This is a genomic window from Gilliamella sp. B2772, assembly GCF_026536985.1.
Lineage (GTDB): Bacteria > Pseudomonadota > Gammaproteobacteria > Enterobacterales > Orbaceae > Gilliamella > Gilliamella apicola_E.
On record NZ_JAFNNB010000001.1, the window covers coordinates 537478 to 560694 of the forward strand.

At 33.0% G+C, this 23217-nt stretch carries 25 protein-coding genes and 1 pseudogene; 11 read left to right on the plus strand and 15 right to left on the minus strand.

Features of this window, described 5'->3' with window-relative positions; translation table 11 throughout:
* Positions 1-5 precede the first annotated feature (5 nt).
* The 3 genes from J3T98_RS11195 to J3T98_RS02445 form a co-directional block, all read right to left on the minus strand.
* Positions 6-128, minus strand: a complete 123-nt coding sequence (locus J3T98_RS11195) for a winged helix-turn-helix transcriptional regulator (protein ID WP_416380614.1) — start codon at positions 126-128, stop codon at positions 6-8.
* 192 nt (positions 129-320) lie between these two features.
* Complete coding sequence (gene rnz, locus J3T98_RS02440) at positions 321-1238, minus strand: ribonuclease Z (RefSeq protein ID WP_267362047.1); 918 nt, start codon at positions 1236-1238, stop codon at positions 321-323.
* Positions 1239-1244: 6 nt separating this feature from the next.
* Positions 1245-1472 (minus strand): YccJ family protein, encoded by a 228-nt coding sequence (locus tag J3T98_RS02445; protein WP_065562077.1) that lies wholly within the window; start codon positions 1470-1472, stop codon positions 1245-1247.
* A gap of 76 nt (positions 1473-1548) precedes the next feature.
* Here J3T98_RS02445 and yaaA point away from each other — a divergent pair, with 76 nt between their 5' ends.
* Positions 1549-2316 (plus strand): peroxide stress protein YaaA, encoded by a 768-nt coding sequence (gene yaaA / locus J3T98_RS02450; protein ID WP_220226016.1) that lies wholly within the window; start codon positions 1549-1551, stop codon positions 2314-2316.
* 7 nt (positions 2317-2323) lie between these two features.
* Entirely contained in the window at positions 2324-3277 is a 954-nt protein-coding gene (locus J3T98_RS02455; protein WP_267362048.1) for an AEC family transporter, read from the plus strand.
* A 5-nt stretch (positions 3278-3282) separates the two neighbouring features.
* On the opposite strand, the gene J3T98_RS02460 is transcribed toward J3T98_RS02455, so the two are convergent.
* Positions 3283-4140 carry a carboxylate/amino acid/amine transporter gene (locus J3T98_RS02460; RefSeq protein ID WP_267362049.1) on the minus strand — a complete coding sequence of 286 codons (858 nt, stop codon included), beginning with the start codon at positions 4138-4140 and terminating at the stop codon, positions 3283-3285.
* A gap of 261 nt (positions 4141-4401) precedes the next feature.
* Here J3T98_RS02460 and J3T98_RS02465 point away from each other — a divergent pair, with 261 nt between their 5' ends.
* Positions 4402-5994, plus strand: coding sequence for an ABC-F family ATPase (locus J3T98_RS02465; protein WP_220226014.1), 1593 nt, complete (start codon positions 4402-4404; stop codon positions 5992-5994).
* A gap of 61 nt (positions 5995-6055) precedes the next feature.
* Here the strand turns inward: J3T98_RS02465 and J3T98_RS02470 are convergent, their stop codons facing one another.
* Together J3T98_RS02470 and rhlE are read right to left on the minus strand one after the other, a co-directional pair.
* A complete protein-coding gene (locus tag J3T98_RS02470) occupies positions 6056-6397 on the minus strand; it encodes a YggL family protein (RefSeq protein WP_065562082.1) in 342 nt (113 codons plus the stop codon).
* A gap of 26 nt (positions 6398-6423) precedes the next feature.
* Positions 6424-7710, minus strand: a complete 1287-nt coding sequence (rhlE, locus tag J3T98_RS02475) for an ATP-dependent RNA helicase RhlE (RefSeq protein ID WP_267362050.1) — start codon at positions 7708-7710, stop codon at positions 6424-6426.
* 454 nt (positions 7711-8164) lie between these two features.
* Here rhlE and nikA point away from each other — a divergent pair, with 454 nt between their 5' ends.
* Genes nikA through J3T98_RS02505 form a run of 6 tightly spaced genes read left to right on the plus strand, consistent with a single transcriptional unit; the run spans position 8165 to position 14454 of the window.
* The gene (gene nikA, locus J3T98_RS02480) at positions 8165-9730 is read left to right on the plus strand and encodes a nickel ABC transporter substrate-binding protein (RefSeq protein WP_267331901.1); all 1566 of its coding nucleotides are present in this window, start codon (positions 8165-8167) and stop codon (positions 9728-9730) included.
* 23 nt (positions 9731-9753) lie between these two features.
* The gene (gene opp1B, locus J3T98_RS02485; protein WP_267353211.1) at positions 9754-10698 is read left to right on the plus strand and encodes a nickel/cobalt ABC transporter permease; all 945 of its coding nucleotides are present in this window, start codon (positions 9754-9756) and stop codon (positions 10696-10698) included.
* Positions 10695-11525 (plus strand): nickel/cobalt ABC transporter permease, encoded by an 831-nt coding sequence (gene opp1C / locus J3T98_RS02490; RefSeq protein ID WP_267362051.1) that lies wholly within the window; start codon positions 10695-10697, stop codon positions 11523-11525. The genes opp1B and opp1C overlap by 4 nt, the downstream gene beginning before the upstream one ends.
* Positions 11522-12364, plus strand: coding sequence for an ABC transporter ATP-binding protein (locus J3T98_RS02495; RefSeq protein ID WP_267362052.1), 843 nt, complete (start codon positions 11522-11524; stop codon positions 12362-12364). Before opp1C ends, J3T98_RS02495 begins: the two co-directional genes overlap by 4 nt.
* Positions 12364-13137 carry an ABC transporter ATP-binding protein gene (locus J3T98_RS02500; protein ID WP_267362053.1) on the plus strand — a complete coding sequence of 258 codons (774 nt, stop codon included), beginning with the start codon at positions 12364-12366 and terminating at the stop codon, positions 13135-13137. Before J3T98_RS02495 ends, J3T98_RS02500 begins: the two co-directional genes overlap by 1 nt.
* A 3-nt stretch (positions 13138-13140) precedes the next feature.
* Complete coding sequence (locus tag J3T98_RS02505; protein WP_267331896.1) at positions 13141-14454, plus strand: MATE family efflux transporter; 1314 nt, start codon at positions 13141-13143, stop codon at positions 14452-14454.
* Positions 14455-14545: 91 nt separating this feature from the next.
* Here the strand turns inward: J3T98_RS02505 and J3T98_RS02510 are convergent, their stop codons facing one another.
* The 5 genes from J3T98_RS02510 to J3T98_RS02530 form a co-directional block, all read right to left on the minus strand.
* Positions 14546-14968: a hypothetical protein gene (locus J3T98_RS02510; RefSeq protein ID WP_065562089.1), complete on the minus strand. Its 423-nt coding sequence runs from the start codon at positions 14966-14968 to the stop codon at positions 14546-14548.
* A 195-nt stretch (positions 14969-15163) separates the two neighbouring features.
* On the minus strand, positions 15164-15370 hold the full coding sequence (locus J3T98_RS02515; protein ID WP_065562090.1) for a hypothetical protein: 207 nt from the start codon (positions 15368-15370) through the stop codon (positions 15164-15166).
* A 270-nt stretch (positions 15371-15640) separates the two neighbouring features.
* Positions 15641-16660, minus strand: a complete 1020-nt coding sequence (locus J3T98_RS02520) for an alpha/beta hydrolase (protein ID WP_267362054.1) — start codon at positions 16658-16660, stop codon at positions 15641-15643.
* Between the two features lie 42 nt (positions 16661-16702).
* Positions 16703-17134 carry a cupin domain-containing protein gene (locus tag J3T98_RS02525; RefSeq protein WP_267346321.1) on the minus strand — a complete coding sequence of 144 codons (432 nt, stop codon included), beginning with the start codon at positions 17132-17134 and terminating at the stop codon, positions 16703-16705.
* A 101-nt stretch (positions 17135-17235) separates the two neighbouring features.
* The gene (locus J3T98_RS02530) at positions 17236-17856 is read right to left on the minus strand and encodes a carboxymuconolactone decarboxylase family protein (RefSeq protein WP_267362055.1); all 621 of its coding nucleotides are present in this window, start codon (positions 17854-17856) and stop codon (positions 17236-17238) included.
* A gap of 247 nt (positions 17857-18103) precedes the next feature.
* Here J3T98_RS02530 and J3T98_RS02535 point away from each other — a divergent pair, with 247 nt between their 5' ends.
* A complete protein-coding gene (locus J3T98_RS02535) occupies positions 18104-19006 on the plus strand; it encodes an AraC family transcriptional regulator (protein WP_267353204.1) in 903 nt (300 codons plus the stop codon).
* Positions 19007-19289: 283 nt separating this feature from the next.
* On the opposite strand, the gene J3T98_RS02540 is transcribed toward J3T98_RS02535, so the two are convergent.
* Positions 19290-19898 (minus strand): hypothetical protein, encoded by a 609-nt coding sequence (locus J3T98_RS02540; RefSeq protein WP_267362056.1) that lies wholly within the window; start codon positions 19896-19898, stop codon positions 19290-19292.
* A 342-nt stretch (positions 19899-20240) separates the two neighbouring features.
* Positions 20241-20603 carry a hypothetical protein gene (locus tag J3T98_RS02545; protein ID WP_267362057.1) on the minus strand — a complete coding sequence of 121 codons (363 nt, stop codon included), beginning with the start codon at positions 20601-20603 and terminating at the stop codon, positions 20241-20243.
* A 220-nt stretch (positions 20604-20823) separates the two neighbouring features.
* Between J3T98_RS02545 and J3T98_RS02550 the strand changes: the two are divergent.
* A pseudogene (locus J3T98_RS02550) lies at positions 20824-21146 on the plus strand (YnfA family protein).
* A 400-nt stretch (positions 21147-21546) separates the two neighbouring features.
* Here J3T98_RS02550 and J3T98_RS02555 read toward each other — a convergent pair.
* Together J3T98_RS02555 and J3T98_RS02560 are read right to left on the minus strand one after the other, a co-directional pair.
* On the minus strand, positions 21547-22743 hold the full coding sequence (locus J3T98_RS02555; RefSeq protein ID WP_267362058.1) for an acyltransferase family protein: 1197 nt from the start codon (positions 22741-22743) through the stop codon (positions 21547-21549).
* Between the two features lie 80 nt (positions 22744-22823).
* Positions 22824-23216, minus strand: coding sequence for a tail fiber assembly protein (locus J3T98_RS02560; RefSeq protein WP_267362059.1), 393 nt, complete (start codon positions 23214-23216; stop codon positions 22824-22826).
* Position 23217 lies beyond the last annotated feature (1 nt).

Sequence of the window (23217 nt, forward strand, 5' to 3'; positions counted from 1 at the left end):
TTAAATTAGGATAATTTGTCATCTTTATGGTCATTTCCCCATTGGCAAAGCATATCTAAAATCGGTACCAAAGATTTACCTCGGTCTAATAACCCATATTCCACTTTAGGGGAATTTATGGATATTATTTCATGCCCTTATATACCACTTCATCCAAAAACTCCCAATAAGATTTATTAATTTTATACTGTAAAGAAAAATAAGACGGTATAGACTCCTCAATATTTTTTACAGAATTGAGGCTTTTTAAGATGATTTATTTTTTACGAAGGAAGCTAACTTATACAAAATCAACTAACCGACAAGATCGGCTCATTTTACTATACTTCAAAAGTAGCAAAATCAGTTGCGATTTCAGTTGGCGCAAAAATATTCCTAGCCTCATTAACTAATTTTGTTTTGTCATTCAAGGTGTAGCGAGGACTAATATGCGTAATAATAAGACGCCTAGCATGAGCTTGTTTGGCAATAGTTGCCGCGTGTACAGTTGTGGAATGTCCTCGCTCAAGCGCCTTTTCTTCAAGGGCTTGTTCTTGGGTTGCTTCATGGACTAATAAATCCACATCTTTGGCTAAATCAATAGATGCCTGACAAGGAATCGTATCGCCTAAAATGGCAATTTTTTTACCTTTTCTAATGGTTTCTAGATAGTCCTTACCATGAATAATCCTACCATCTTCTAACGTAACGGTTCGACCTTCTTTTAAATCATGATAAAAAGAACCAATGTGAATGTTATCCTTTTTTAACTTATCAATGTTCAATGACGCTGGTAGATCTTTTTCAATAATCCGATACCCAAAACACGGAACACGATGCGCTAATAATTTGGCTTCAACGCGAAACTTATTATCCTCAAAAACCAAACCATCTTGCTCAAGTTCAATAATATTTAAAGGATAAGTCAGCCAAGAATAACTAATATCAATAACAGTTTGAATAAATTGCTTAATGCCTTTTGGACCAACTAAGGTCAATGGCGATTGGTTTTGCATCAAAGAACGAGTTGTTAACACGCCAGGTAAACCAAACAGATGATCACCATGTAAATGTGTCAAAAAAATCATCTCTAATTTAGCCAGACTAAATTTGGCCTTTTGCATTTGCATTTGAGTCGCTTCACCGCAATCAAAAAGCCATAAACGCCCTCTTTCCTGTCGGAGATCAAGCATAATACTGCTAACATTGCGTTCAGCTGTTGGTGACCCAGCACTCGTTCCTAAAAAAGTTAATTTCATAAAAGATTAAACGTTTTTGCGCTCAATGGTTTGTTCACCCCAGAAGAGTTTGTCTGCTTTAGTTTTAGAAAAAGCGAGTTTTAAGACTTCATCGCTACCTTCTTCCCAAATTTGCTCAGCGAGTTTTTCATCATTTTTAGCTAATTCAAAAATAGCTTCAGCTATCTCAATAGAAGTTTCACGAATGCTGGCCCAAGATCGAATTTCATGTATTTCTTTTTTGGTACTATTCATATTTGTTCTCCTTATTTGCTAAGATTAGATGTAAAATAAACCCAATTGGTACAAAACACAATAGGTGGTATTTTTTATGCTAACAATTATTTCTCCATCCAAAACGCTTGATTATCAAACGCCTTTAATTACCAAACAACATAGCTTACCCGAATTTTTAGAATCAACTAAACAACTTATTGATATTTGTAAAAAACTTAGCAGTGATGACTTGGCTAAATTAATGTCGATCAGCCCAAAACTTGCCACTACCAATTATGAACGTTTTCAGAACTGGCATACTGACTTTAATTTTGATAATGCAAGGCAAGCTATTCTGGCTTTTAAAGGTGATGTTTATGAGGGGTTGCATGTTGAAGATTTTAATGATGCCGATCTAAAATTTGCGCAATCTCATTTACGCATTCTATCAGGATTATATGGCTTGTTACGACCACTTGATTTAATTCAACCCTACCGTCTAGAAATGGGTATTCGCCTTAAAAATGGTAATAATACTAATCTATATCAATTTTGGGGTGATAAGTTAACAGAGTGTTTAAATCACGAGTTGGCAAAATCAACCAATCCAACGTTAATTAATTTAGCTTCTAATGAATATTTCAAAGCAATTAAACAACTCAAAGCTAAGGTTATTCAACCCATCTTTTTAGATAAAAGTAAAAATGATTATAAAGTGATCAGCTTTTATGCTAAAAAAGCACGAGGTTTAATGAGTCGATTTATTATAAAAAATAGCATTAATAACAGTGACGATATTAAAAGTTTTAATTTAGAAGGCTACCAATTTGATTCAAAACGCTCAACTGAATTAGAATGGTACTTCACCCGAAATCACGCATAAAAGTAACATGGAATTTCTAATCACATTATGGCAACAGTTTTTAACTACATTGCCACTGTTCGTTTTGATTTTATTAGGCTACATAGCAGTTAGAGCGGGTCGTTGGCAAAAAACGGTGACCGATAGTGTTACCAAATTTACGTTTTATATTGCCTTCCCAATTATGTTATTTCAGATTATGAGCCATTTTTCAGAGCATTCTGAAATTGATGCCAATCTTTTGTTGGTCTTTTTTGGTGGCTCATTTATTGTGTTTGCATTAGGCTGTTTTATTGCGGTTAAATTTTTCAAACTCAATGGCTCGCAAAGTACCATGTTTGCAATGGGTGGAATTTATACCAATACTGTGTTTGTGGGCATACCAATTATCAAAATGTTATTAGGCGAAAAAGCCATTCCTATTGTTGCTATTATTGTAATTTTTAATGCGTTAATTTTATGGACATTAGCCACGGTATCTATCGAATTTGTCCAGATGGGAAAATTATCGACTAAAGGATTTATAAAAGCATTTAAAAATGTAGCAAAAAATCCGATTATTATTGGTATTTTTGCAGGAATAGTTGTCAATTATGTACACATTCCACTACCTTTCTTCATCAATCAAGCGACGAAGATGGTAAGCGATATGACAGCGCCTCTCTCATTAATCGTTTTAGGAATGGGACTTGCTGAATATAAGATCCGCGATGATTTACCGATCACCATAGCCATTTCTGTTTTAAAACTATTTATCTTACCGATTGTGACCTATATTTTAGCGATAGTAGTCGGATTACCACTTTTAGAACTGCAAGTTATTGTATTACTAAGCTCGGTATCAATTGCGATAAATTGTTATATGATGGCAAGACAGTTTGAGGTATTGCAAGGTCCTATTGCTTCAAGTTTATTGATATCAACGGCATTATCATCCGTGACAACACCGCTAATTCTATCAATAATGTTACAGTTTGCTTAGAAAAATTAATTTGCCTCTAGCTTTTTGAATTTATGATGCAAGATCAAGGCAGAAACAATAATTGCACTACCTAGCGCAAATCGGACCCAATCAATCGATTGGTGCCAAATAATAACATTAACCAAAATACCAGTTGGAATAACCAAATTATTCATAATGGCAAGCGTACCCGAATCGACTTTGGTTGCGCCATAATTCCATAAAAAATAGCATAATCCAGATGCCACAACCCCAAGCCAAATAATTATCCCCCATTGTAATTGGGTAGTGGGTAATTTTTCGGGATTGCCAAATAAAAACCAGCCAATACTAGCCACCAGTATTGCGCCTAAATAGACCCATGCAAAAGCTTGATGTTGAGGTAATGGATAAAGCTCCATAATACGTTTATATCCAACCTGCCCCAAGGCAAAAACTATATTAGCGCCCTGAATCAGGAGAAAACCGATAATAAAATCTCGACTAATATGATCGTAACGAATAACGGCTGCGCCAATTACAGCTATAACAGCGGTTAATAGGTAAACAAGTCTGAGTCGATGTCCTTGCAAGAAATCATAAATTAGCGTGACATAAATTGGCGTTGAAATAGTAAATAATAACACTTCAGGCACTGAAATATATTGGAAAGAGTTGTAATAAAAAAAGTACATAATACCTAATTGACAAGCTCCAACGCCCATCAACAACACCATCTGTTTTACAGAAATACCTTTAAAGCGTAAAAAAGGAATAAAGGTTATAAAAGCCAGCAAGACGCGCATTACAACTGCAAACCACGTATCAACTTGCCCACTTAAATGAACAGCAATAAAACTAAATGAAAACGACCAAACTATCGTCACAAAAATAAGATAATACATATTAAATTCTTATTGATAAAAGTAAGTTTGGCATAGTATCAATTCGGCTTATTAATGTAAACAGTAATAAGGATGATATGTTTACTAATCAAAAAAAGTTGAGGAGCGGGGTTTTTGAAACATAAATTTAGTAACAAAAGTGCTAAAAATCGCTTTATTATGGCATAATGTGCGCCAAATCACAGTTTAGCCACTTCACTTTAAGCTTAAGAAAAATGCTTCAAGTACGAGTTGCACAAATCAATTCGAGAGTAATTATCCGTGTTAACAACAAGTAATATCACAATGCAATTTGGCAGTAAGCCACTATTTGAAAACATTTCAGTAAAATTTGGTAATGGTAATCGTTATGGATTAATCGGCGCAAATGGTAGTGGTAAGTCCACGTTTATGAAAATTATTGGTGGCGATCTTGTGCCAACCTCAGGTAATGTTTCACTTGATCCACATGAACGATTAGGTAAACTTCGCCAAGATCAATTTGCTTTTGAAGAATATAGCGTACTTGATACCGTCATTATGGGGCACACCGAATTATGGCAAATTAAACAAGAGCGAGACCGTATCTATTCATTACCTGAAATGAGTGAGGAAGACGGTTTTAAGGTTGCAGATTTAGAAACCCAATATGCTGAAATGGACGGTTACAGCGCTGAATCACGCGCGGGTGAATTACTCCTCGGAGTGGGGATACCAATTGAGCAACATTATGGATTAATGAGTGAAATCGCTCCGGGTTGGAAATTGCGAGTATTGCTAGCCCAAGCCCTATTTTCTAATCCAGATATTTTATTACTCGATGAACCGACCAATAACTTAGACATCGATACTATTCGCTGGTTAGAAGATACCTTAAATGAACGTGAAAGCACGATGATTATCATATCGCACGATCGTCATTTTCTTAATATGGTCTGTACTCATATGGCTGATATGGATTACGGTGAATTACGTATCTATCCTGGTAATTATGATGATTATATGACCGCCTCTACTCAAGCGAGAGAACGGCTATTAGCGGATAATGCGAAAAAGAAAGCACAAATTAGTGAACTACAATCGTTTGTTAGTCGTTTTAGTGCTAATGCTGCAAAATCCAAACAAGCAACCTCACGTGCAAGACAAATCGAGAAAATCAAATTAGAAGAAGTGAAAGCATCAAGCCGACAAAATCCCTTTATTCGTTTTGAACAGGATAAAAAACTGTTTCGTAATGCTCTGGTCGTTGAAAATCTCACTAAAGGATTTGATAACGGACCACTATTTAAAAATCTCAATTTAATGGTTGAAGTTGGCGAAAAAGTGGCTATTTTGGGGACTAATGGTATTGGTAAAACTACCCTACTAAAAACCCTTATGGGCGAATTAGTGCCAGAACAAGGTGATATTAAATGGTCAGAAAATGCCAATATTGGCTATTACGCACAGGATCATGAATACGAATTTGACGAGGATCTAACTGTATTTGATTGGATGAGTCAATGGAAACAACCAACCGATGATGAACAAGCAGTGCGCAGCATTTTAGGTCGCTTATTATTTTCACAAGATGACATTAAAAAGCAAGTTAAAGTCCTATCTGGTGGTGAAAAAGGACGTATGTTATTTGGTAAATTAATGATGCAACGTCCAAACATTATTGTCATGGATGAACCAACCAACCATTTGGATATGGAATCAATTGAATCGTTAAATATGGCATTAGAGCTTTATCAAGGAACGCTATTTTTTGTGTCGCACGATCGTGAATTTGTTAGCTCACTTGCAACAAGAATTGTTGAAATCACGCCAGAAAAAGTCATTGATTATACCGGTAATTATGAGGATTATTTGCGTAGCCAAGGAATTGAGTAACGTTAAAATCCATAAAAATAGCCACATTAGTGGCTATTTTAGTATTTATTCAACTTAGAAATTAAAATTCTAATTCATCCCACCAAATATCAATTAAATTGCTGGTTTTGACATTTTTTAAGCCATGGCTTTCAAGCCATTTAGTGACAACGTCACGATTTTCTTCAGTACAATTACCCAATTTTTGCGTACAAATAATACCTTTCCAGTTTAAATACCCGCTACCTTCGTAAGCCAAACCGTTTGCTTGTATTGCTTCAATGATGAATTGATCAACAACGTTATCAATAGTGTCTTCACTCGTCCCTTCGTCAAATGACCAACTTACGGTAAAACCTAACTCTTTAAACTCTTCAATATGTAATTTTTTTCTTAAACGACGACTGCGATTAACCTTAGCCATAATAATATCCTTCTACTTTAGAAAATTTAGTTAGTTTTAGAATATGTATGATGGCTAGATTGCTTCATACTATTCTGGTTATTTTTAGAAGTTCGAGTTTTATCAACACGTCTTCTTTTTGCTGGAGCAGGCTTGGCTTTTTTTGCTGGCTCCGCTTTAATTCGAGGATCGACTTCAAATCCTTGAGTAAAAATTTCTGGAATCGTTTTTTTAATCAATTTCTCAATTGATTTTAATTGAGCAAGCTCATCAATACAAACTAATGATATTGCCTGCCCTTGATTTTGTGCCCGTCCTGTTCGACCGATACGATGAACATAATCTTCTGCAATTTGAGGTAATTCATAATTAATAACATAAGGCAATAACTCAATATCTAAGCCTCTGGCAGCGATATCGGTAGCAACGAGGGCGCGTATTTGTCCTGACTTAAAATCAGCCAAAGCTTTAGTTCTTGCTCCTTGGCTTTTGTTACCATGAATTGCCGAGGCTTTAATGCCATCTTTAGTAAGCTGTTCGGCAAGATGATTAGCGCCGTATTTCGTTCGCGTAAAAACTAATACCTGTTGCCATTGGTTTTTACCAATTAAATAAGAAAGAAGTTCACGTTTACGGCGTTTATCAACTCGGTGGATATATTGAGTAATTTGCTCAGATGCACTATTGGTTTTGGCTACAGCGATCGATTCGGGTGAATTTAAAATTGTATTAGCTAATGACTTTATTTCATCAGAGAATGTCGCTGAAAAAAGTAAGTTTTGTCGCTTTTTAGGTAATTTAGCGATCACTCGACGAATATCATGAATAAAGCCCATGTCTAACATGCGATCCGCTTCATCAAGTACTAATATTTTTACTGTAGAGAGATCCACCGCATTTTGATGAACCAAATCTAATAGCCGACCCGGTGTTGCAATTAAGATATCCACCCCACCTCGAAGTTTCATCATTTGAGGATTGATACTTACTCCACCAAACACCACCAAAGAACGAATAGATAGATATCGGCTATAATCCCGAATATTTTCACCTATTTGCGCAGCTAATTCACGAGTGGGCGCCAAAATTAGCGCATATAAAGGACGCTTTCCTCTTTTAGGTTCTGTATTAAGTTGCTTTTCATGCAATTTTTGTAAAATAGGTAAACCAAAACCCGCTGTTTTTCCTGTACCAGTCTGAGCACTCGCCATTAAATCTTTACCTGACAAAATTACTGGAATAGCTTGTTGTTGAATGGGGGTTGGATCGGTATAGTTTTGTTCTTCAATAGCTTTTAAAATCTTGGCATCTAAGCCAAGAGAGTCAAATGACATGCAATGATTCCTAAATAAACGTGAAATAAATTATTCAAATCTATTATAAAGCAATTCAATAATAAATGTTTGAATATTTAACGAGGCATAGAACAGACACCATTTAGCGATTTATATTGGCAATGATTTTTTCTTTTTCTTCTCTATTAAAATTAGATAGATCAATCTAAACTCAATTTTGGGGGCTCCCAAACAATGGTAATTAAATGCTTAATTATATTTTTTGTTTATTCATAAAGACTTTTAAAAAGTTTTAAGCTATATTTTTAACTAATTGAGTTAACATTATTTATGCTTTAAACTTAATTAAGTTTAAATCAATTAATAGAATTTGATAAAATGAATGCCATGATTTTTAAAATGTTTTTTATAAAAAACATATAGATGATATTTATTATCATTCTCATTTATGTTACTATCTCGCTCCTAATCCCAATAAATTAATGGACTAAATATGTTTTTTAATTTCACTCGTATAAAAAATCTACTTTTAGCATTAGTGTTAGCTAGCGTTAGTATTAACTGTTTTGCTAAAGATGATATAACTTTTGCTAATTTTCGTGATATTCGTGACTTAAACCCTCATCTCTATTCCGGTGAAATGTGGGCGCAAAATATGTTGTATGAATCATTGGTTCATTATAACGAAGATGGCACTTTTTCACCTTGGCTTGCAGAAAGCTGGACTATTACTAACGAAGGTAAAACTTACACGTTCAAGCTAAGAAAAGACGTGACATTTAGTGATGGCGCAAAATTTGATGCGCACAGTGCAAAACTGAATTGGGATGCCGTGTTATCAAACAAAGTTCGTCACACTTGGCTTGAAATGGTTCGCTTAATTACTGAAATCAAAGCAGTAGATGATTATACCCTACAAGTTAACCTTTCCGAACCCTATTACCCTTTTATGATTGAAATTGCCGTAACCCGACCGATGCGCTTTATTTCACCTAATTCTATGATTGATGGTGAAACTAAAAATGGCGTTAAATCTTACATTGGTACCGGCCCTTATGTATTAGGTGATCATAAGAAAGATCAATATGCAGTGTTTAACGCTAATCCAACTTATTGGGGAACTAAACCATTACTCAATAAAGTGACCATGAAAGTTATTGCTGATAACCAAAGCCGATTAATGGCACTCGAAAAAGGTGAAATCGATCTCATCTATGGTAAAAATATGGTTGATGCAGATTCATTTGAACGTTTTTCAACAATGGATAAGTTTCAGACTTTAATGTCTAAACCTGTATCTAGTCGAATTGTATTAATGAACACGACTCGTGACCAACTAAGTGATGTTAATGTCCGCCAAGCGATTGAACATATCATTAGTAAAAAAGATATTTCAGAAGGTATTTTCAATAATAGTGAAGCACCTGCTGATACTTTAATGGCAACCAATATTCCTTATGCTAATATTGGGTTAAAACCTTATGTATATGACACTAAATTAGCCGAAACGCTACTTGATAAAGCGGGTTGGGTAAAAGTTAAAGGCCAAAATTATCGTCAGAAAGATGGCAAACCTTTTGAAATCACACTTTATTATGATAGTAACACCGCTTCACAAAAAACAATTGCTCAATATATGCAAGATGAGTTTGAGCAGGTTGGATTAAAGCTTAATATTCACGGTGAAGAAGAGCAAGGTTATCGTGATCGCCAAAAAGCGGGGGATTTTGATATGGTATTTGATATCTCATGGGGTACACCATATGATCCACAATCATTTTTATCTGGTATGAAACTACCTGTTTATGGTGACTATATGGCTCAACAGGGCTTAAAAGAGAAACCGCAAATCGATGCAAGTATTAGTAAAGCATTAATTTCAACAGATGAAAAAGAGCGACAAGATCTTTTCCGTTACGTGCTTGAAACATTACATAATGAAGCGGTTTACATACCATTAACTTATGAACGAAATCGAGCTATTGCTGTTAAATCTTTAAAAGGTATTGAATTTGCGCCTTCTCAATTTGATATTCCATTTGAGAAAATGCATTTTTAGTACATAAATATTTTTGATCAATAATGTTAAATTATATTGTTAAACGTTTAACGATGATGATACCGATATTATTCGGTATCTCTTTTATCGCTTTTTTGCTTATCAATCTAGCCCCTTCCGATCCTGCTGAAGTTGCCTTACGCTTAAATGAAATAATGCCAACCCCAGATGCTATTGAAAGTATGCGTCAGGAATTAGGATTAAATAAACCTTTTTTTGAACGATATTTTACTTGGCTATATGACGTTTTACATCTTGATTTTGGGCGTTCGTTTATTCATCGTGACAGATTAGTTTGGGATGAAGTTATCCGTAGCTTAATTCCTACATTAGTTTTAGCAATGTCGTCATTTCTATTTACACTTATTATCAGTTTAGTTTTGGGTGTGTTATGTGCAATCTTTGCTAATTCAGCATTCGATCATATTGTTCGAATTATTATTTTTTTAGGTACCGCAATGCCTAGTTATTGGTTAGGTTTGCTATTTATTTGGCTGTTTGCTACTTATTTAGATCTATTGCCAACCAACGGGTATGGAACCTGGCAGAACCTGATTTTACCGACGTTAACTTTGTCGTTTGTTTACATCTCAACGTATATTCGTTTTATCCGTAATAATATGCTGGAAAATATGCATAATTATTCGATCTTTTATGCCCGTAGTCGAGGTTTGAAAGAGAGAACCATCATTCTTAAGCATGTATTAGTCAATTCACTACATACCACAATTACCGCATTAGGTATGACCATTCCACAATTAATTGCAGGGTCTTTTGTTGTCGAATATATATTTTCTTGGCCTGGCTTAGGAAGATTATGTATAGCCGCTATTATGAATCGCGACTATCCAGTAATTCAGGCTTACATATTAATTATGGCCATTTTATTTGTAGTATGTAACTTTATTGTTGATGTTATTCATCAATGGTTAGATCCACGATTACGAAGTAATGGTGGCTCTGTATGAATTTAATTAAGCAAGTAATTAGCAATAAAACCGCTTTAGTTTGTTTGATAATCATCATTACAATAATTGTTTTAGGTATATTAGCGCCTTATATTGCACCTTTTGATCCAAATAAAGTTCGCATAGTGCGAAAATATGCCGCTATATCGAGCGAGCATTGGCTTGGCTGTGACCACCTTGGACGTGATATTTTTTCTCGGTTACTTTATGGTATCCGTTCTACCCTATTCTTATCTCTGTTAACCATGATTATCACGATAATTGTTGGTAGTATCATTGGTCTTATTTCTGGTTATCAACGAGGTAAACTTGACGAATGTATTATGCGTCTTTGTGACATCATGTTGTCATTTCCGAGCCAAGTGATGATTTTAGCTATAGTTGGTGTTTTAGGTGTGGGTATTGAAAACATTATTATTGCTAATATTGTAGTCAAATGGGCTTGGTATAGTCGAATGATCCGAAGTTCAGTAATTAAATATAGCAGAAAAAACTATATCCTTTTTTCACGAGCAATTGGTGCACCTCATTCTTTTATCATTTATCGTCATTTATTGCATAATGTCATGTCCGAAGTAGTTATATTGGCTACCTTAGACACTGGCTGGGTGATATTGAATATTTCAGCGTTATCCTTTATAGGATTAGGCGTCCAAGCGCCTACTGCCGAATGGGGACTAATGTTAAGTGAAGCAAAAAACGTAATGACTCAGCACCCTATGCAGATGGTTTATCCTGGTATAGCTATTTTAATTGTTGTAGCGGCATTTAATATGTTAGGTGATTGTTTACGAGATATCTTAGATCCTAAGGAAAAAACAGCATGAGTAGCCCATTGTTAGCAGTAAAGCAACTGACCGTTACGCTTAATAATGGTAACAAGTTACTTGATGATATATCTTTTACCGTCAATCATCATAAATGTTTAGGTATTGTTGGTGAAAGTGGCAGCGGTAAAAGTTTAACCTGCAAAGCAATCATCGGCTTATTAGAATCCTATTTTAGCGTGACAGGACAAATCCTGTTCAAACAGGCTAATTCAACTTTAGATCTGCTAAAACAGAATAAAAAGACATTAAGACCAATTCGCGGTAGTGCTATTTCGATAATATTACAACAACCTATGATTGCTTTTGATCCGCTTTATTGTATTGGCAAACAAGTAGTTGAAACCCTTCAAGCTCATCTCACTATCAATAAAAATGATGCTATTGCTAAAACCTTATTGATGATTGAAAATATAGGGCTCGATAATGCCAAAGAGATTTATAAAAAATACCCGCATCAGTTAAGTGGTGGTATGTTACAACGCATAATGATTGGTATGGCATTAGTACTTGAACCTGAGCTTATTATTGCCGATGAACCAACAACCGCATTAGATTCAATTAGTCAGTTTTATATTTTAAAAATGCTTGAAGAGATAAAATCTAAAACGACTATGATTTTTATTTCTCACGATTTAGGTGTAATTCATCATATTGCCGATGATATTATCGTAATGAATAAAGGTAAAATTGTTGAATCTGGCAGCCGTGATCAGATTTTTTATTATCCCAAACATGAATATACTCGTTACCTGATTGATACTCGCAAGCAATTATTGAATAAATTTAATACGGTTATTTACGCTAATAATCCAAATTTAATCTCGGAGACAATTTGATGCCACCGTTATTGCAAGTTGTAAATGTAAAAAAATCGTTTTTGAAACCTAGTATATTTAGCCATAAAAAAAACACAATTATCAAAAATGTATCATTCGATTTAAAACAAGGTGAGTGTCTTGGTATTATTGGTGAAAGTGGTAGCGGAAAAAGTACATTAGGAAAGCTGATTTTAGGGCTTGAGAAACCTGATAGTGGCAAAATCTATTTTAGCGGGCAAGATATTAATAAGCGTGCATGGAAAAAAGCAGCTGTACGCAAAAATATCAGTGCAGTATTTCAAGATTATAATTCTTCGGTTAATCCATACTTTAATGTCGGCCAAATTATTGCTGAGCCACTTGATATTTACGAAAAGCTATCAAAAGAGGAACGTCAGCATCGTATCAATGCGTTATTAGAACAAGTTGGATTAGACCATTCTTTTTATGAACGGTTTCCTCACGAAATGAGTGGAGGTCAATTACAACGTGTCTGCATTGCCAGAGCAATAGCTTGCTCTCCTCAATTTATTTTATTTGATGAAGCGGTAAGCTCGTTGGATATTTCAGTTCAAAGCCAAATCTTAACATTACTTGCCGATCTACAAAAACAGCTAAATTTGACCAGTATCTTTATCACGCATGATTTAACTACAATTACTTATCTTTGTGATAAAGTTGCATTTTTTTATCAAGGTGAAATCGTGGAATACGTTGATAAAATAGAACAACTCAGTCAAGTTAAAAATCCTTATTCTAAACTGTTACTTGAATCAATTTTAGGTTTTTAAACAATGTCATCAACATCAAATTTGCAATATCAGTTTAAAGATTATATTAAATTAGTTATTCCATTTATTTTATCAACGATTACTACCCCTCTTCTTGGCGTGGTCGATACGGCTTTAGTCGGTCATTTACCCAATCCAGCTTTTATTGCTGGAATTGCGATAGGAACAGTAATATTTAATACTATTTATTGGTTATTTGGATTTTTAAGAGTAAGTACCACCGGTTTTGCCGCGCAAGCGTTGGATAATTGTTTGTTATTAAGATCGTCTCTTATACGGCCGCTTTTTATCGCAATCTTTTTAGGTTTGGCATTTATAATTTTTCAAAAATTGATTTTTGTTGCTTCAATGCACATCATCAAACCGAATCAAGATGTTCAACATTATGCTGATATCTATTTTTCTATATTAATTTGGGGGGCACCTTTTGTTCTGATTAATTATGTCCTAGTTGGCTGGTTAATGGGGATATCCAAAATAAAAGCCGTTCTGTTTTTACAAGTGTTTATTAATTTACTCAACATTTTGATGGCAGTAATTTTTGTTTGGTGGTTTCATTGGGACATTAAAGGAGTGGCATTAGCAACATTAGTTGCACAAATATGTTGCACTTTAGTCGGTATTTGGTTTACCTGCCGTTATTTGCCTAAAAGTGAACAAAAAGTGGATTTAAGATCTATTTTGTCATGGCAATCATTAAAAGGTGTAATTCTAGTAAACACTAATTTAATGATTCGGACTATCTGCTTATTAATTGTAACTAACCACTTTATTTCTATTGGTTCAACGTTCAATACCGAAGTTTTAGCCGCCAATGCCATTTTATTTCAAGTTCACTATATGATGGCTTATCTATTTGATGGTTTTGCTAATGCTTCCAGCGTTTTCAGTGGACGAGCTAAAGGAAATAAAAATATCCACCTTTACAATCAAACTTTACGGTGGTCACTACAAGCCTGCATTATTTGCCCAATTATCTTAATTGCAATTTGGCTAACCTTCGATACAACCATCATAAAGTTATTAACCAATCAAACTAATATCATAACGCTATCGCTTCAATATCAATATTGGTTAATCATTTTTCCAATTGTTGCATCGGGTGGATTAATCTATTATGGTGTTTTTTCTGGAATCAGTTATACAACATCAATACGCGACTCAATGCTATTGGCGTTATTGGTTTGGTTTGTAGCACAATACATTGCTGTACCAATCTGGGGAAACCAGGGTTTATGGTTAGCTTATAATCTATTTAGTTTTGGTAGGTCGATATTTTTAATTATTTGGATTAAAAAATCACGAGCCTATATTTAATTAAAAATGAAGGCCAAATAGAAAACGTACTGCTATTAAGCCATATTTTCAGACTCTTCAATAAGGGAGGGTATTTGTATTCATGATTCAATCATAGACAAATTTCTTTTATTGATAATGTGACAGGAATTTTTCGTTTATCACTAAATTCAAACTGAAAAATAAAGCCGATATCATATGTATTTAATACATTAAATACGTCTGGTTTATCACAAAACTGACCTTTTATTCCTAATCTAACATTTTCTATAAATTCATTTAGTGCGGTATTTTTGCTATCAGTTGGCATTTTATATTCAAAAACAACATTATTGTTATTAGCTGAAATATTTGTTATTTCATAATCTGATTTGACCTTTAAAGGAAACTTTCCTTCATCGCCTAACAAAGATTTTTTTGCACTATCAGCTAATGCTTTGGAAATCTCAGCAGCATTATCTGTTTCAGACGCATGTACATTTGAAAATATTGCAAAACACAAAAATAAAATTGCCAATTTAATCACTTGCTTCATCATCAATACCTTAATCTAACAAATCTATATTTCCATTATTATAGTTTTAGAAATGATAACACATTTAAATTCTAACATAGTTTTATATAACTTTTTATTAAGTTGAAAGTTAATAATGTGTATATTTTCAACTATTTTAATCTTACCTTAAAACCAAAAAAGGTAACACATTGTGTTACCTTTTAAAGTCAAAAATTATTTTTTATTTGGATGAGGATCTTTAACTGAATCTCCTTGCCCACTAACTATATACCAACCATTTTTACTATGTGGTTTTTTATTATGATCAGGACAAGGGGGTAACGATTTCTTACTTTGGTTGGAATAAATATATCCACAGTCAGCACATTTATAAGTGCCAGCTGAAACATCACTACCGTATGCAGCAAATTTTTGTACCATTATAAGCTCCTCCAGTATATTTAAGATAAGCGAATGCTTATCAGTGATATTTATAAGCTCTGATTAAAAAAAAAGCAAGTATGTTTTTTAATCATAGTCGATACTATCGTTTTTAATTAAGTAATTTAATGGTTGGTTGTTTGATTTTAATTGGAATAGATATGAAAACTTAATATATTTGATGATAAAGAAAAAGTTTGCTCCTGCTCAATAATCAATGATTTTTTCCCTTCCAAAAATTTTTGGTGTTTGACTATAGAGTTAAAAAACTCATATCAAACTATCTTTAAAAAACTGTTCTAATTTATCAAAGGGAATTTTATTGGTGGTATTATCATATAAATCAGTATGCACCGCATTAGGAATAATCATTAATTCTTTATTTTTACTGCCAACTTTATTAAACGCATCTTCCGAAAAGTAACGAGAATGCGCTTTTTCACCGGCGATAATTAATGTTGGGCACTCAATTTCATGGGCCTGATTCAATAACGACTGATTAATAAATGAAAGTGGCATACTTAACACCCATGAACCATTCGGATTTGAATTGACAGAACGAATATGAAAACCACGTTTAGTGGTATAAAAACGAGAATAATCAGCAATAAATTGTGGTGTTTCATCCGTGATTTGATCAACGGTAATATTGTTTCTTGGATTCAATGTGGCGTAGCTATTTTTTGAATCGTCCCAGCGGCTATTATTCAATGACTGTTTCATTGCTAATCGTTGCCCTTCTGTCATGCTATCATTATAACCTTTAGAAATGACTCGACTCATATCGTAGATGACAACGGTTGCTACCGTTTTAATTCGTGTATCAATCGATGAGGCATTTAAAGCCATACCACCCCAACCACAAATGCCCAAAATGCCAATGTGCTCCCGCTCAACGCAATCTATAGATCCAAGATAATCGATAGCGGCACTAAAATCTTCGGTATTGATTTCAACTGATGCTTGATTACGCGGTAATCCACTGCTTTCACCAGTAAAAGAGGGATCAAATGCCAAAGCAATAAATCCTCGCTCTGCTAGAGTTTGCGCATAAAAACCCGATACCTGCTCTTTTACGGCGCCAAATGGTCCTGCGACAACAATAGCAGATAATTTATCTGGGCTGTTTTTTGGGCGATATAGATCTGCGGCAAGCGTAATGCCATAACGATTTTTAAACGTGACTTTAAAATGCTCAACTTTATCACTTTGCAGAAAAATCTTATCCCAACGTTGTTCTAACTGAATTGTCTGAGGTGGAACTGTAATTTGAGAATGTATATCATTCATGTCAATCTCTCACATTGAAATTAATGTTGTAAATCTAGTTAATTAGCATAATTTTTGGAAATCTTCTTCAGATACCGCTTCACACCATTCATTATAGGTATCCTCACCCGGCACTTCGATAGCAATATGGCTAAACCATGAGTCAATTTTAGCGCCATGCCAATGTTTTACATTCGCAGGAATGGTGATAACCATACCGGGCTCTAAACTTATTGGCTTATCCCCATATTTTTGATACCAACCGCTACCAGCTATACATAATAAAATTTGCCCCCCACCTTGTGATGCATGATGAATATGCCAATTATTTCGACAGCCAGGTTCAAATGTGACATTTGCAACTAATAAGGGAGACTTTGCTGTTAATAAATTTAGATAGGATTGACCAATAAAATATTTAGCATAATTTACATTCGGCTCACCCTGTCCAAATAAATTATGTTTTTCAAATTCAGATTGACTGATTATTTTCATAATAACTATCCTCGTCAGGAAATGATTTAAAGCTATCTGTGTAATAAAACTTATTTTGTGAAACATGGATATATTTACTATATCCATTTGGTTGTAATTTTTTATTGGCCTTTTACTACCCGGTTGAATCGTTCAAATTCGTTTTCACCAATTTTTGATTTTAAAATATTCGCAATGCCATCTAATTGAGTAGGAGATACCCCGACATTTTGCGCAATTTGAACATGAGATTTAATCTGACTATCGGCACCTTGCAAGGTTGATAGCGCGGCTAATGTCGCTATCTCTCTATCTTCATAACTTAAAATATCTCGACCAAAAATATCGCCAAAAAGATGAGCTTTTAAAAATTGATCAATAGTAGGTGAAAAATTCATAATGCCACCCGTAACCGGTTTGCCTACAACTTTTGTTTGAATTTTTGTACCCAATTCTAAAGCGCTTAAATTAGTCGGTAATGGTGCCGAAGTAGAACCAACTGTGTCAGTAATGCCTTCTTTTTGACGTTCTTCTAGTAGCGCTTTAAAGGCACTCAAACCATTTAAACTTCTTGGAAAACCTACATAGGCATAAAGTTGAACTAAAATTTCTTTAATTTCATTGATGGTTAATCCTTGATTCAATCCATCAATTAAAGCTTGCTTTAAGCCAATCATATCGCCTTTAGACATAAAAGCGGAAATAGTAACAATCGATCCTTTTTTTGGTGTTAAAATATTCATAGCCTTTGCCCTTAAACAATTAGTTAATACTGAAAACTTTTGCTAACCACCCTAGATTTTGACTATTAAGTGCGACTAAAAATGATAGATAATTTATTAGATGCTGATGCGAATGTATTTCACTTCGTTTTTTATTATTATAAGATCTGCTAATAATATCCAATAGAGCCGATCCTGCCAAAAAGTTGCCTAATCCTATCAGAAATCATATGCTAATAGAGAAATCTAAATAAATAGAGAAATCTCTATGTTAAAAAAAGAAATTAAAAAAATAATGCTAAAAAGAATGCCAACTGTGGGGGACTATCCAACACAAATTAAAAACTTTGGCATTTATAGGCGTGAAGTCGGCAAAAATAAAGATATTTGTTTAGAAAATTGTTTTTATCATCCTATGATTACAATGATAATACAAGGTGAAAAAAGCTCTCTGCTTGGCACCAAACTTTATCATTATAAAGAAGGTGATTATCTTATAACCTCGATTGATATTCCAACGATAAATACAATTAAAAAAGCGACGACGAAAGCCCCATTCCTTTCATTGTCACTTTTGATTGATAATAATTTAATTAAAGAGTTATTAATAGAATATCCGGAATTAAATAAACCTTCGCAACAAAGTTTTAATGGTATTATTATCTCTAAAGCTGAAGATGATCTAATCAATGCTTTTTATCGATTGCTTAAGTTGCTGGATAAACCTGAACAAATTTCGGTTTTAGCACCACTAATCATAAAAGAAATTCATTATCTACTCTTAATCGGTCCATTTGGTGAAGCGCTAATATCAATTTGTATGCCAGAAACAAGAAGTTATCGTATTGCGAATACGATAGATTGGCTAAAAGAACATTTTAGAGAGCCGATAAAAATGGAACAATTAGCCAATCAAGCGAATATGTCACTCTCTAGCTTTTATCGTCATTTTAAAAAAGTAACAAGTTTAAGCCCATTGCAGTTTCAAAAACAACTTAGATTACATGAAGGCCGGCGTTTAATGGTCAGCGAGAATATGACTGCGATTCAAGCCAGCTTAAAAGTCGGTTACGAAAGTGCAACACAATTTAATCGAGAATATAAAAACTTATTCAACCAAACACCCTTGCAAGATGTGCTAAAAATACGCAAAGGTTCTCAACGAAGATAAATTAAAGTTGAGAAGTAGTGTTTTTGATTTGGGATTAGTTGAAAATACGGCGGAAATATTAGCTGTTATCGATTTTGTTTCATTTGCTTTTAGTAACTACAGTGGCAATTATTGTTAATTAGTTTCCTAATATTCCTCCTATTTTAAATAAGCAAATAGAGGCTATAAACTGTCAAGAGGCTTAAAAAAAAGCAAGAAATCGGCTGGGTTATTCTGATTGCTGGTATTCAGCTAACAATTATCCTCAACCATCAGCAAACCATTTTAATAGCCACCTTTTTAATTAAACTCCCAGTCTTTCAACATACTCTGAATCCAATTCAAGAACTTTAGTAAAAAAATGACGTAGGCTGTATTCTCTTCCTGCGTATTGAATATAAGATTTAAAGTTTTCAATTTTAAATGTGCGTTCATCTTTGTTTTCAAAACAGTAACCAGTGAAAAAAAGCTCGTTAGATGAATTTATTTGGACTCTATCTAATAATAATTCTTTATTGACGTTGGAATGTTTAAATGAAATCGTAAACAAGTCTGAATTCCATATTGTGGTTAAGTGATTTCTAAAATTATCAGAATCTAATTCTTGCTGTTCGTAATCAACAGAATCTTCAAAATTGGTTGAATAATTGAATGAAGTGTCTTGAGACGATGCTTTTTCTAAATTTAAATTTTTGTGCGCCTTATAATTTAAAAATTTCTTGCCTATTCCACATATTCCTCGAACTAACAAAATCAAACAACAAACAATAAATGAAATAACGGAAATACCGGCTAAAGCAACCATCGTTGGATTTGGAGGCGAATCATCATTAGGAAAAGTAATGATATAGATGGCAAAAATTATTAAACTAAAAATTAAAACCTTCTTCACGGTGATCTTATATGCTCGCATTATTTATTTCCTATCAAATCAATCTAGCTTTAAATTCATAAAACGCTTGATCGACTATTTTATTCTTTTTCCAAGTTCCAACTTTCTCAACATTTCATCAGAAAATAGATTCACTGGGGTCTAAACGGTACTTAACTCTAATTTCATGCTGAAACCATAAACCTTGATAATCCAATCAATCGCCCCGCTTTTTAAAAATTGATTTTCATAAATGAATTTCTGATTCACTTTTATATATAACAATAAATGAAATTTAATGACAGTATTCTATTTTAAAGTCAATCAGTTATAAATATAACCATTAATGTAATGTTTTTTATTGTGAGAACTATTATGAAACATCTACCAAGTTAATTCCTCTTTATCAGCTTTATTGTTTTCTTCATACATCATTAGTATGGTGCTATAACTACACATATCTATACCACTATTACAATAATCTTTAATTACTTGATCCATTATTTTTCTATTTGTGGTCTTAGTTGCTTTTTTAAATGCATCTAAATTCTCTTGCTCCATCATTCTCAAATTGGAAGGTTGGCACATGTCAATTTGTTCACAATAATCTTTCTTTACGTTATCCTTAATATATTCGATAACTTCTTGCTTTTGTGCATCTGAACCATCAAAGTCCATTGGATGAATAAATTTAGCTTGCGCAGCTGTCGAAAATAATATCGAAAGTAATATTGTCTTTTTCAACATAAAATCTCCTTTTTTGACTATTAATTTTAATTAAAAATTTTCTTTGCTACCATAAATCAATCTTACATTTAATTTACTAATTTGATATTAACATAGGTTTATAAATAACGCCCATGTTAAACTTTAAAAATCTATAAAAAACAAAACAGAAATAATGTTCAAACCAATCTAGTATTGTTCATACTAATCTGAAACTTATTAATGATAGCTTAATTTAATTATGATAAAAATTATCGTGTTATTTATATTTACCGCTTTGGCTGAAATTTCAGGCTGTTATTTTGTTTATATTTGGGCTAAAAAGTGGTTTCTGCCTGGTTTCTTATACCGGCGGCATTATGCCTTATGTTATTTGCTTGGTTACTTACTTTACACCCTGAAGCTAGTGGTCGAATTTATGCAACATATGGTGGTATTTATGTAGTAGCATCCATTATTTGGCTTAAGTTAGTCGATCATGTCAAACTATCAACTTTTGATTTAATCGGTTCCATGATCATCCTACTCGGAACGCTAGTTATTATTTGGGGTTGGAGAACATAAAATTAATTGTTTAATTAAATTGATATATCCTATTCTTTTAATAAAAAATAAGTAAAGTCTATTAATTAATTTTTAGTAAACATATAAAGTTGAAAGAATTAAATTACATTGAATTTATATAATTAGATTATTTTAAGAAGATGATTATAGACAACTTGTTAACTATATAGTTTTTGAATTGGTGGCCCCTACTGGACTTGAACCAGTGACCAATCGATTATGAGTGGCACATATTATTATATAGTAAATTTTTAATTCATTAACAATCAATTAGTTATGAGGTTAGCCAATTTAAAATATGTATATTTATTCACTATTTTTTGTTATTTTTAACAAAGTTTACGGCACAAATACGGCACACTAATTTTCTGCGATCCACTTCCCAACTTTTCACTTCAAGTCACATCTTGAGAAGATATTTAAATCTATTTATCAATCTATTACCACAATTAATACCTGATTTTTCAATAAAATAATATGTAAACACACTTATTATTAATGTAAAAAATATTGCTATTAATGTATTAAGCAAATAGCTTCCATTTTTGAAAACAACACCATTTATTACAAACAAAACTATCCCATGAGTAAGATAAATACTATAACTAATACTACCCAACGACATAAATATTTTTGTTTTTAAAATACCAAATATTGAATTGCCATTGCTTACAACAATAAAAAATATTCCCAATAAAATGTTATATAACAAAGGCGTTCTATATTGGAATAAAACATAACCAAAAATTAAAATCATAATTATCGAAGTTATTTGACTTTTTATTATATTGGTGCTCAACTTTAGATAATTGTTAATAATTAAGCTTGATAACATCCCCATAAAAAATGGCAAAATTATATTAATAATCGGTGTGTTTATTAAAAAAGAAAATAGAATTAATATGAAAATTCCGGTTATAACAAATAAAACTGAACTCATCCTTTTTTTAGTGAAAAAACTTAAAAATGGAACACAAAAATAAAACTTCCACTCTACAGGTAAAGTCCATAATACACCAGCTACTGGAGTAGAGCCTGGAGATAGACTTGATATTGTTTTAATATTAGAAAATCCAAAAGTTATCCACGATAAAAAAGCTTGCATACACTGCGTTGTGCTCGTAAATTCAACTAAACCCGTAAAAAAAACAATAATAAAAACACTAAAAATGACGAAATAATATAATGGCGCTATTCTAAAAAATCTTTTTATGAAAAATGAAATAATACTTATTTTACCACTAGATCTAACGAGCTTGTCATAGAATAAAAATCCGGTAATCATAAAAAATATAGAAACACCAAAACCACCTAAAGAAAAGATCATAAACCCAATGTCGGGGGATATAGTATTATTAAATGTTGCGGTTGCAAAATCAGGAATGCTCCATTTTTTACTAGAATTAAAATAACTCCACGATAACAATGAGTGTGCAAACATAACTGATATAGCAGCTAACCCTCTTAACCCATCAATTGTTTGGTATCTATTTTCTTCGTCAACTAAAGCTTTCTTTATGTTTATTGGAAAAAAATAATAAATAATTGATATGAAAACAAAAAAACAAACAACTATAAGCAACAAACTAAGATACATAAAATTCATTTGCTAAATGACATAATTTCTATGGAATATTGACGGTATTATATTTGAAATTGAGATTGATTAATACTAAATTAATTTGGTTTTTGTGGCCATTCAATATCTAATTGATTTGTATCAACACGAGTTAATAATATACGATATTTTTTCCATTGTTTTAGCTGTTCGGATTCGTTTGATTCGCACATATCTAAATCAATAATGTCCTGCAAAATAGCAATTTTTTCATTTGCAGCAGATATTAACCGCTGTTGTTGTGATTCATTCATCGTTTTAATCTCTGCAGCAGTTAACGTGCGCTCAACAGCGATAGGATAACCGTTTTTATCGGTCTGTATAACAAAACCCGCGGATTGTTTTTGTAGTAATTCAGCATGATATTCATGTGTAATTTCTACAGAATTTTTCGGAATTATATTAATATCTGAATTATAAAAACCGTTATTTTTTGCATTGTAATAAATCATA

Coding starts and splice junctions, on each gene's coding strand:
- rnz (WP_267362047.1), bottom strand. CDS start 1,238: ATGAAATTAACTTTTTTAGGAACGAGTGCTGGGTCACCAACAGCTGAA.
- J3T98_RS02445 (WP_065562077.1), bottom strand. CDS start 1,472: ATGAATAGTACCAAAAAAGAAATACATGAAATTCGATCTTGGGCCAGC.
- yaaA (WP_220226016.1), top strand. CDS start 1,549: ATGCTAACAATTATTTCTCCATCCAAAACGCTTGATTATCAAACGCCT.
- J3T98_RS02455 (WP_267362048.1), top strand. CDS start 2,324: ATGGAATTTCTAATCACATTATGGCAACAGTTTTTAACTACATTGCCA.
- J3T98_RS02460 (WP_267362049.1), bottom strand. CDS start 4,140: ATGTATTATCTTATTTTTGTGACGATAGTTTGGTCGTTTTCATTTAGT.
- J3T98_RS02470 (WP_065562082.1), bottom strand. CDS start 6,397: ATGGCTAAGGTTAATCGCAGTCGTCGTTTAAGAAAAAAATTACATATT.
- rhlE (WP_267362050.1), bottom strand. CDS start 7,710: ATGTCATTTGACTCTCTTGGCTTAGATGCCAAGATTTTAAAAGCTATT.
- nikA (WP_267331901.1), top strand. CDS start 8,165: ATGTTTTTTAATTTCACTCGTATAAAAAATCTACTTTTAGCATTAGTG.
- opp1B (WP_267353211.1), top strand. CDS start 9,754: ATGTTAAATTATATTGTTAAACGTTTAACGATGATGATACCGATATTA.
- opp1C (WP_267362051.1), top strand. CDS start 10,695: ATGAATTTAATTAAGCAAGTAATTAGCAATAAAACCGCTTTAGTTTGT.
- J3T98_RS02495 (WP_267362052.1), top strand. CDS start 11,522: ATGAGTAGCCCATTGTTAGCAGTAAAGCAACTGACCGTTACGCTTAAT.
- J3T98_RS02500 (WP_267362053.1), top strand. CDS start 12,364: ATGCCACCGTTATTGCAAGTTGTAAATGTAAAAAAATCGTTTTTGAAA.
- J3T98_RS02505 (WP_267331896.1), top strand. CDS start 13,141: ATGTCATCAACATCAAATTTGCAATATCAGTTTAAAGATTATATTAAA.
- J3T98_RS02510 (WP_065562089.1), bottom strand. CDS start 14,968: ATGAAGCAAGTGATTAAATTGGCAATTTTATTTTTGTGTTTTGCAATA.
- J3T98_RS02515 (WP_065562090.1), bottom strand. CDS start 15,370: ATGGTACAAAAATTTGCTGCATACGGTAGTGATGTTTCAGCTGGCACT.
- J3T98_RS02520 (WP_267362054.1), bottom strand. CDS start 16,660: ATGAATGATATACATTCTCAAATTACAGTTCCACCTCAGACAATTCAG.
- J3T98_RS02525 (WP_267346321.1), bottom strand. CDS start 17,134: ATGAAAATAATCAGTCAATCTGAATTTGAAAAACATAATTTATTTGGA.
- J3T98_RS02530 (WP_267362055.1), bottom strand. CDS start 17,856: ATGAATATTTTAACACCAAAAAAAGGATCGATTGTTACTATTTCCGCT.
- J3T98_RS02535 (WP_267353204.1), top strand. CDS start 18,104: ATGTTAAAAAAAGAAATTAAAAAAATAATGCTAAAAAGAATGCCAACT.
- J3T98_RS02540 (WP_267362056.1), bottom strand. CDS start 19,898: ATGCGAGCATATAAGATCACCGTGAAGAAGGTTTTAATTTTTAGTTTA.
- J3T98_RS02545 (WP_267362057.1), bottom strand. CDS start 20,603: ATGTTGAAAAAGACAATATTACTTTCGATATTATTTTCGACAGCTGCG.
- J3T98_RS02555 (WP_267362058.1), bottom strand. CDS start 22,743: ATGTATCTTAGTTTGTTGCTTATAGTTGTTTGTTTTTTTGTTTTCATA.
- J3T98_RS02560 (WP_267362059.1), bottom strand. CDS start 23,216: ATGATTTATTACAATGCAAAAAATAACGGTTTTTATAATTCAGATATT.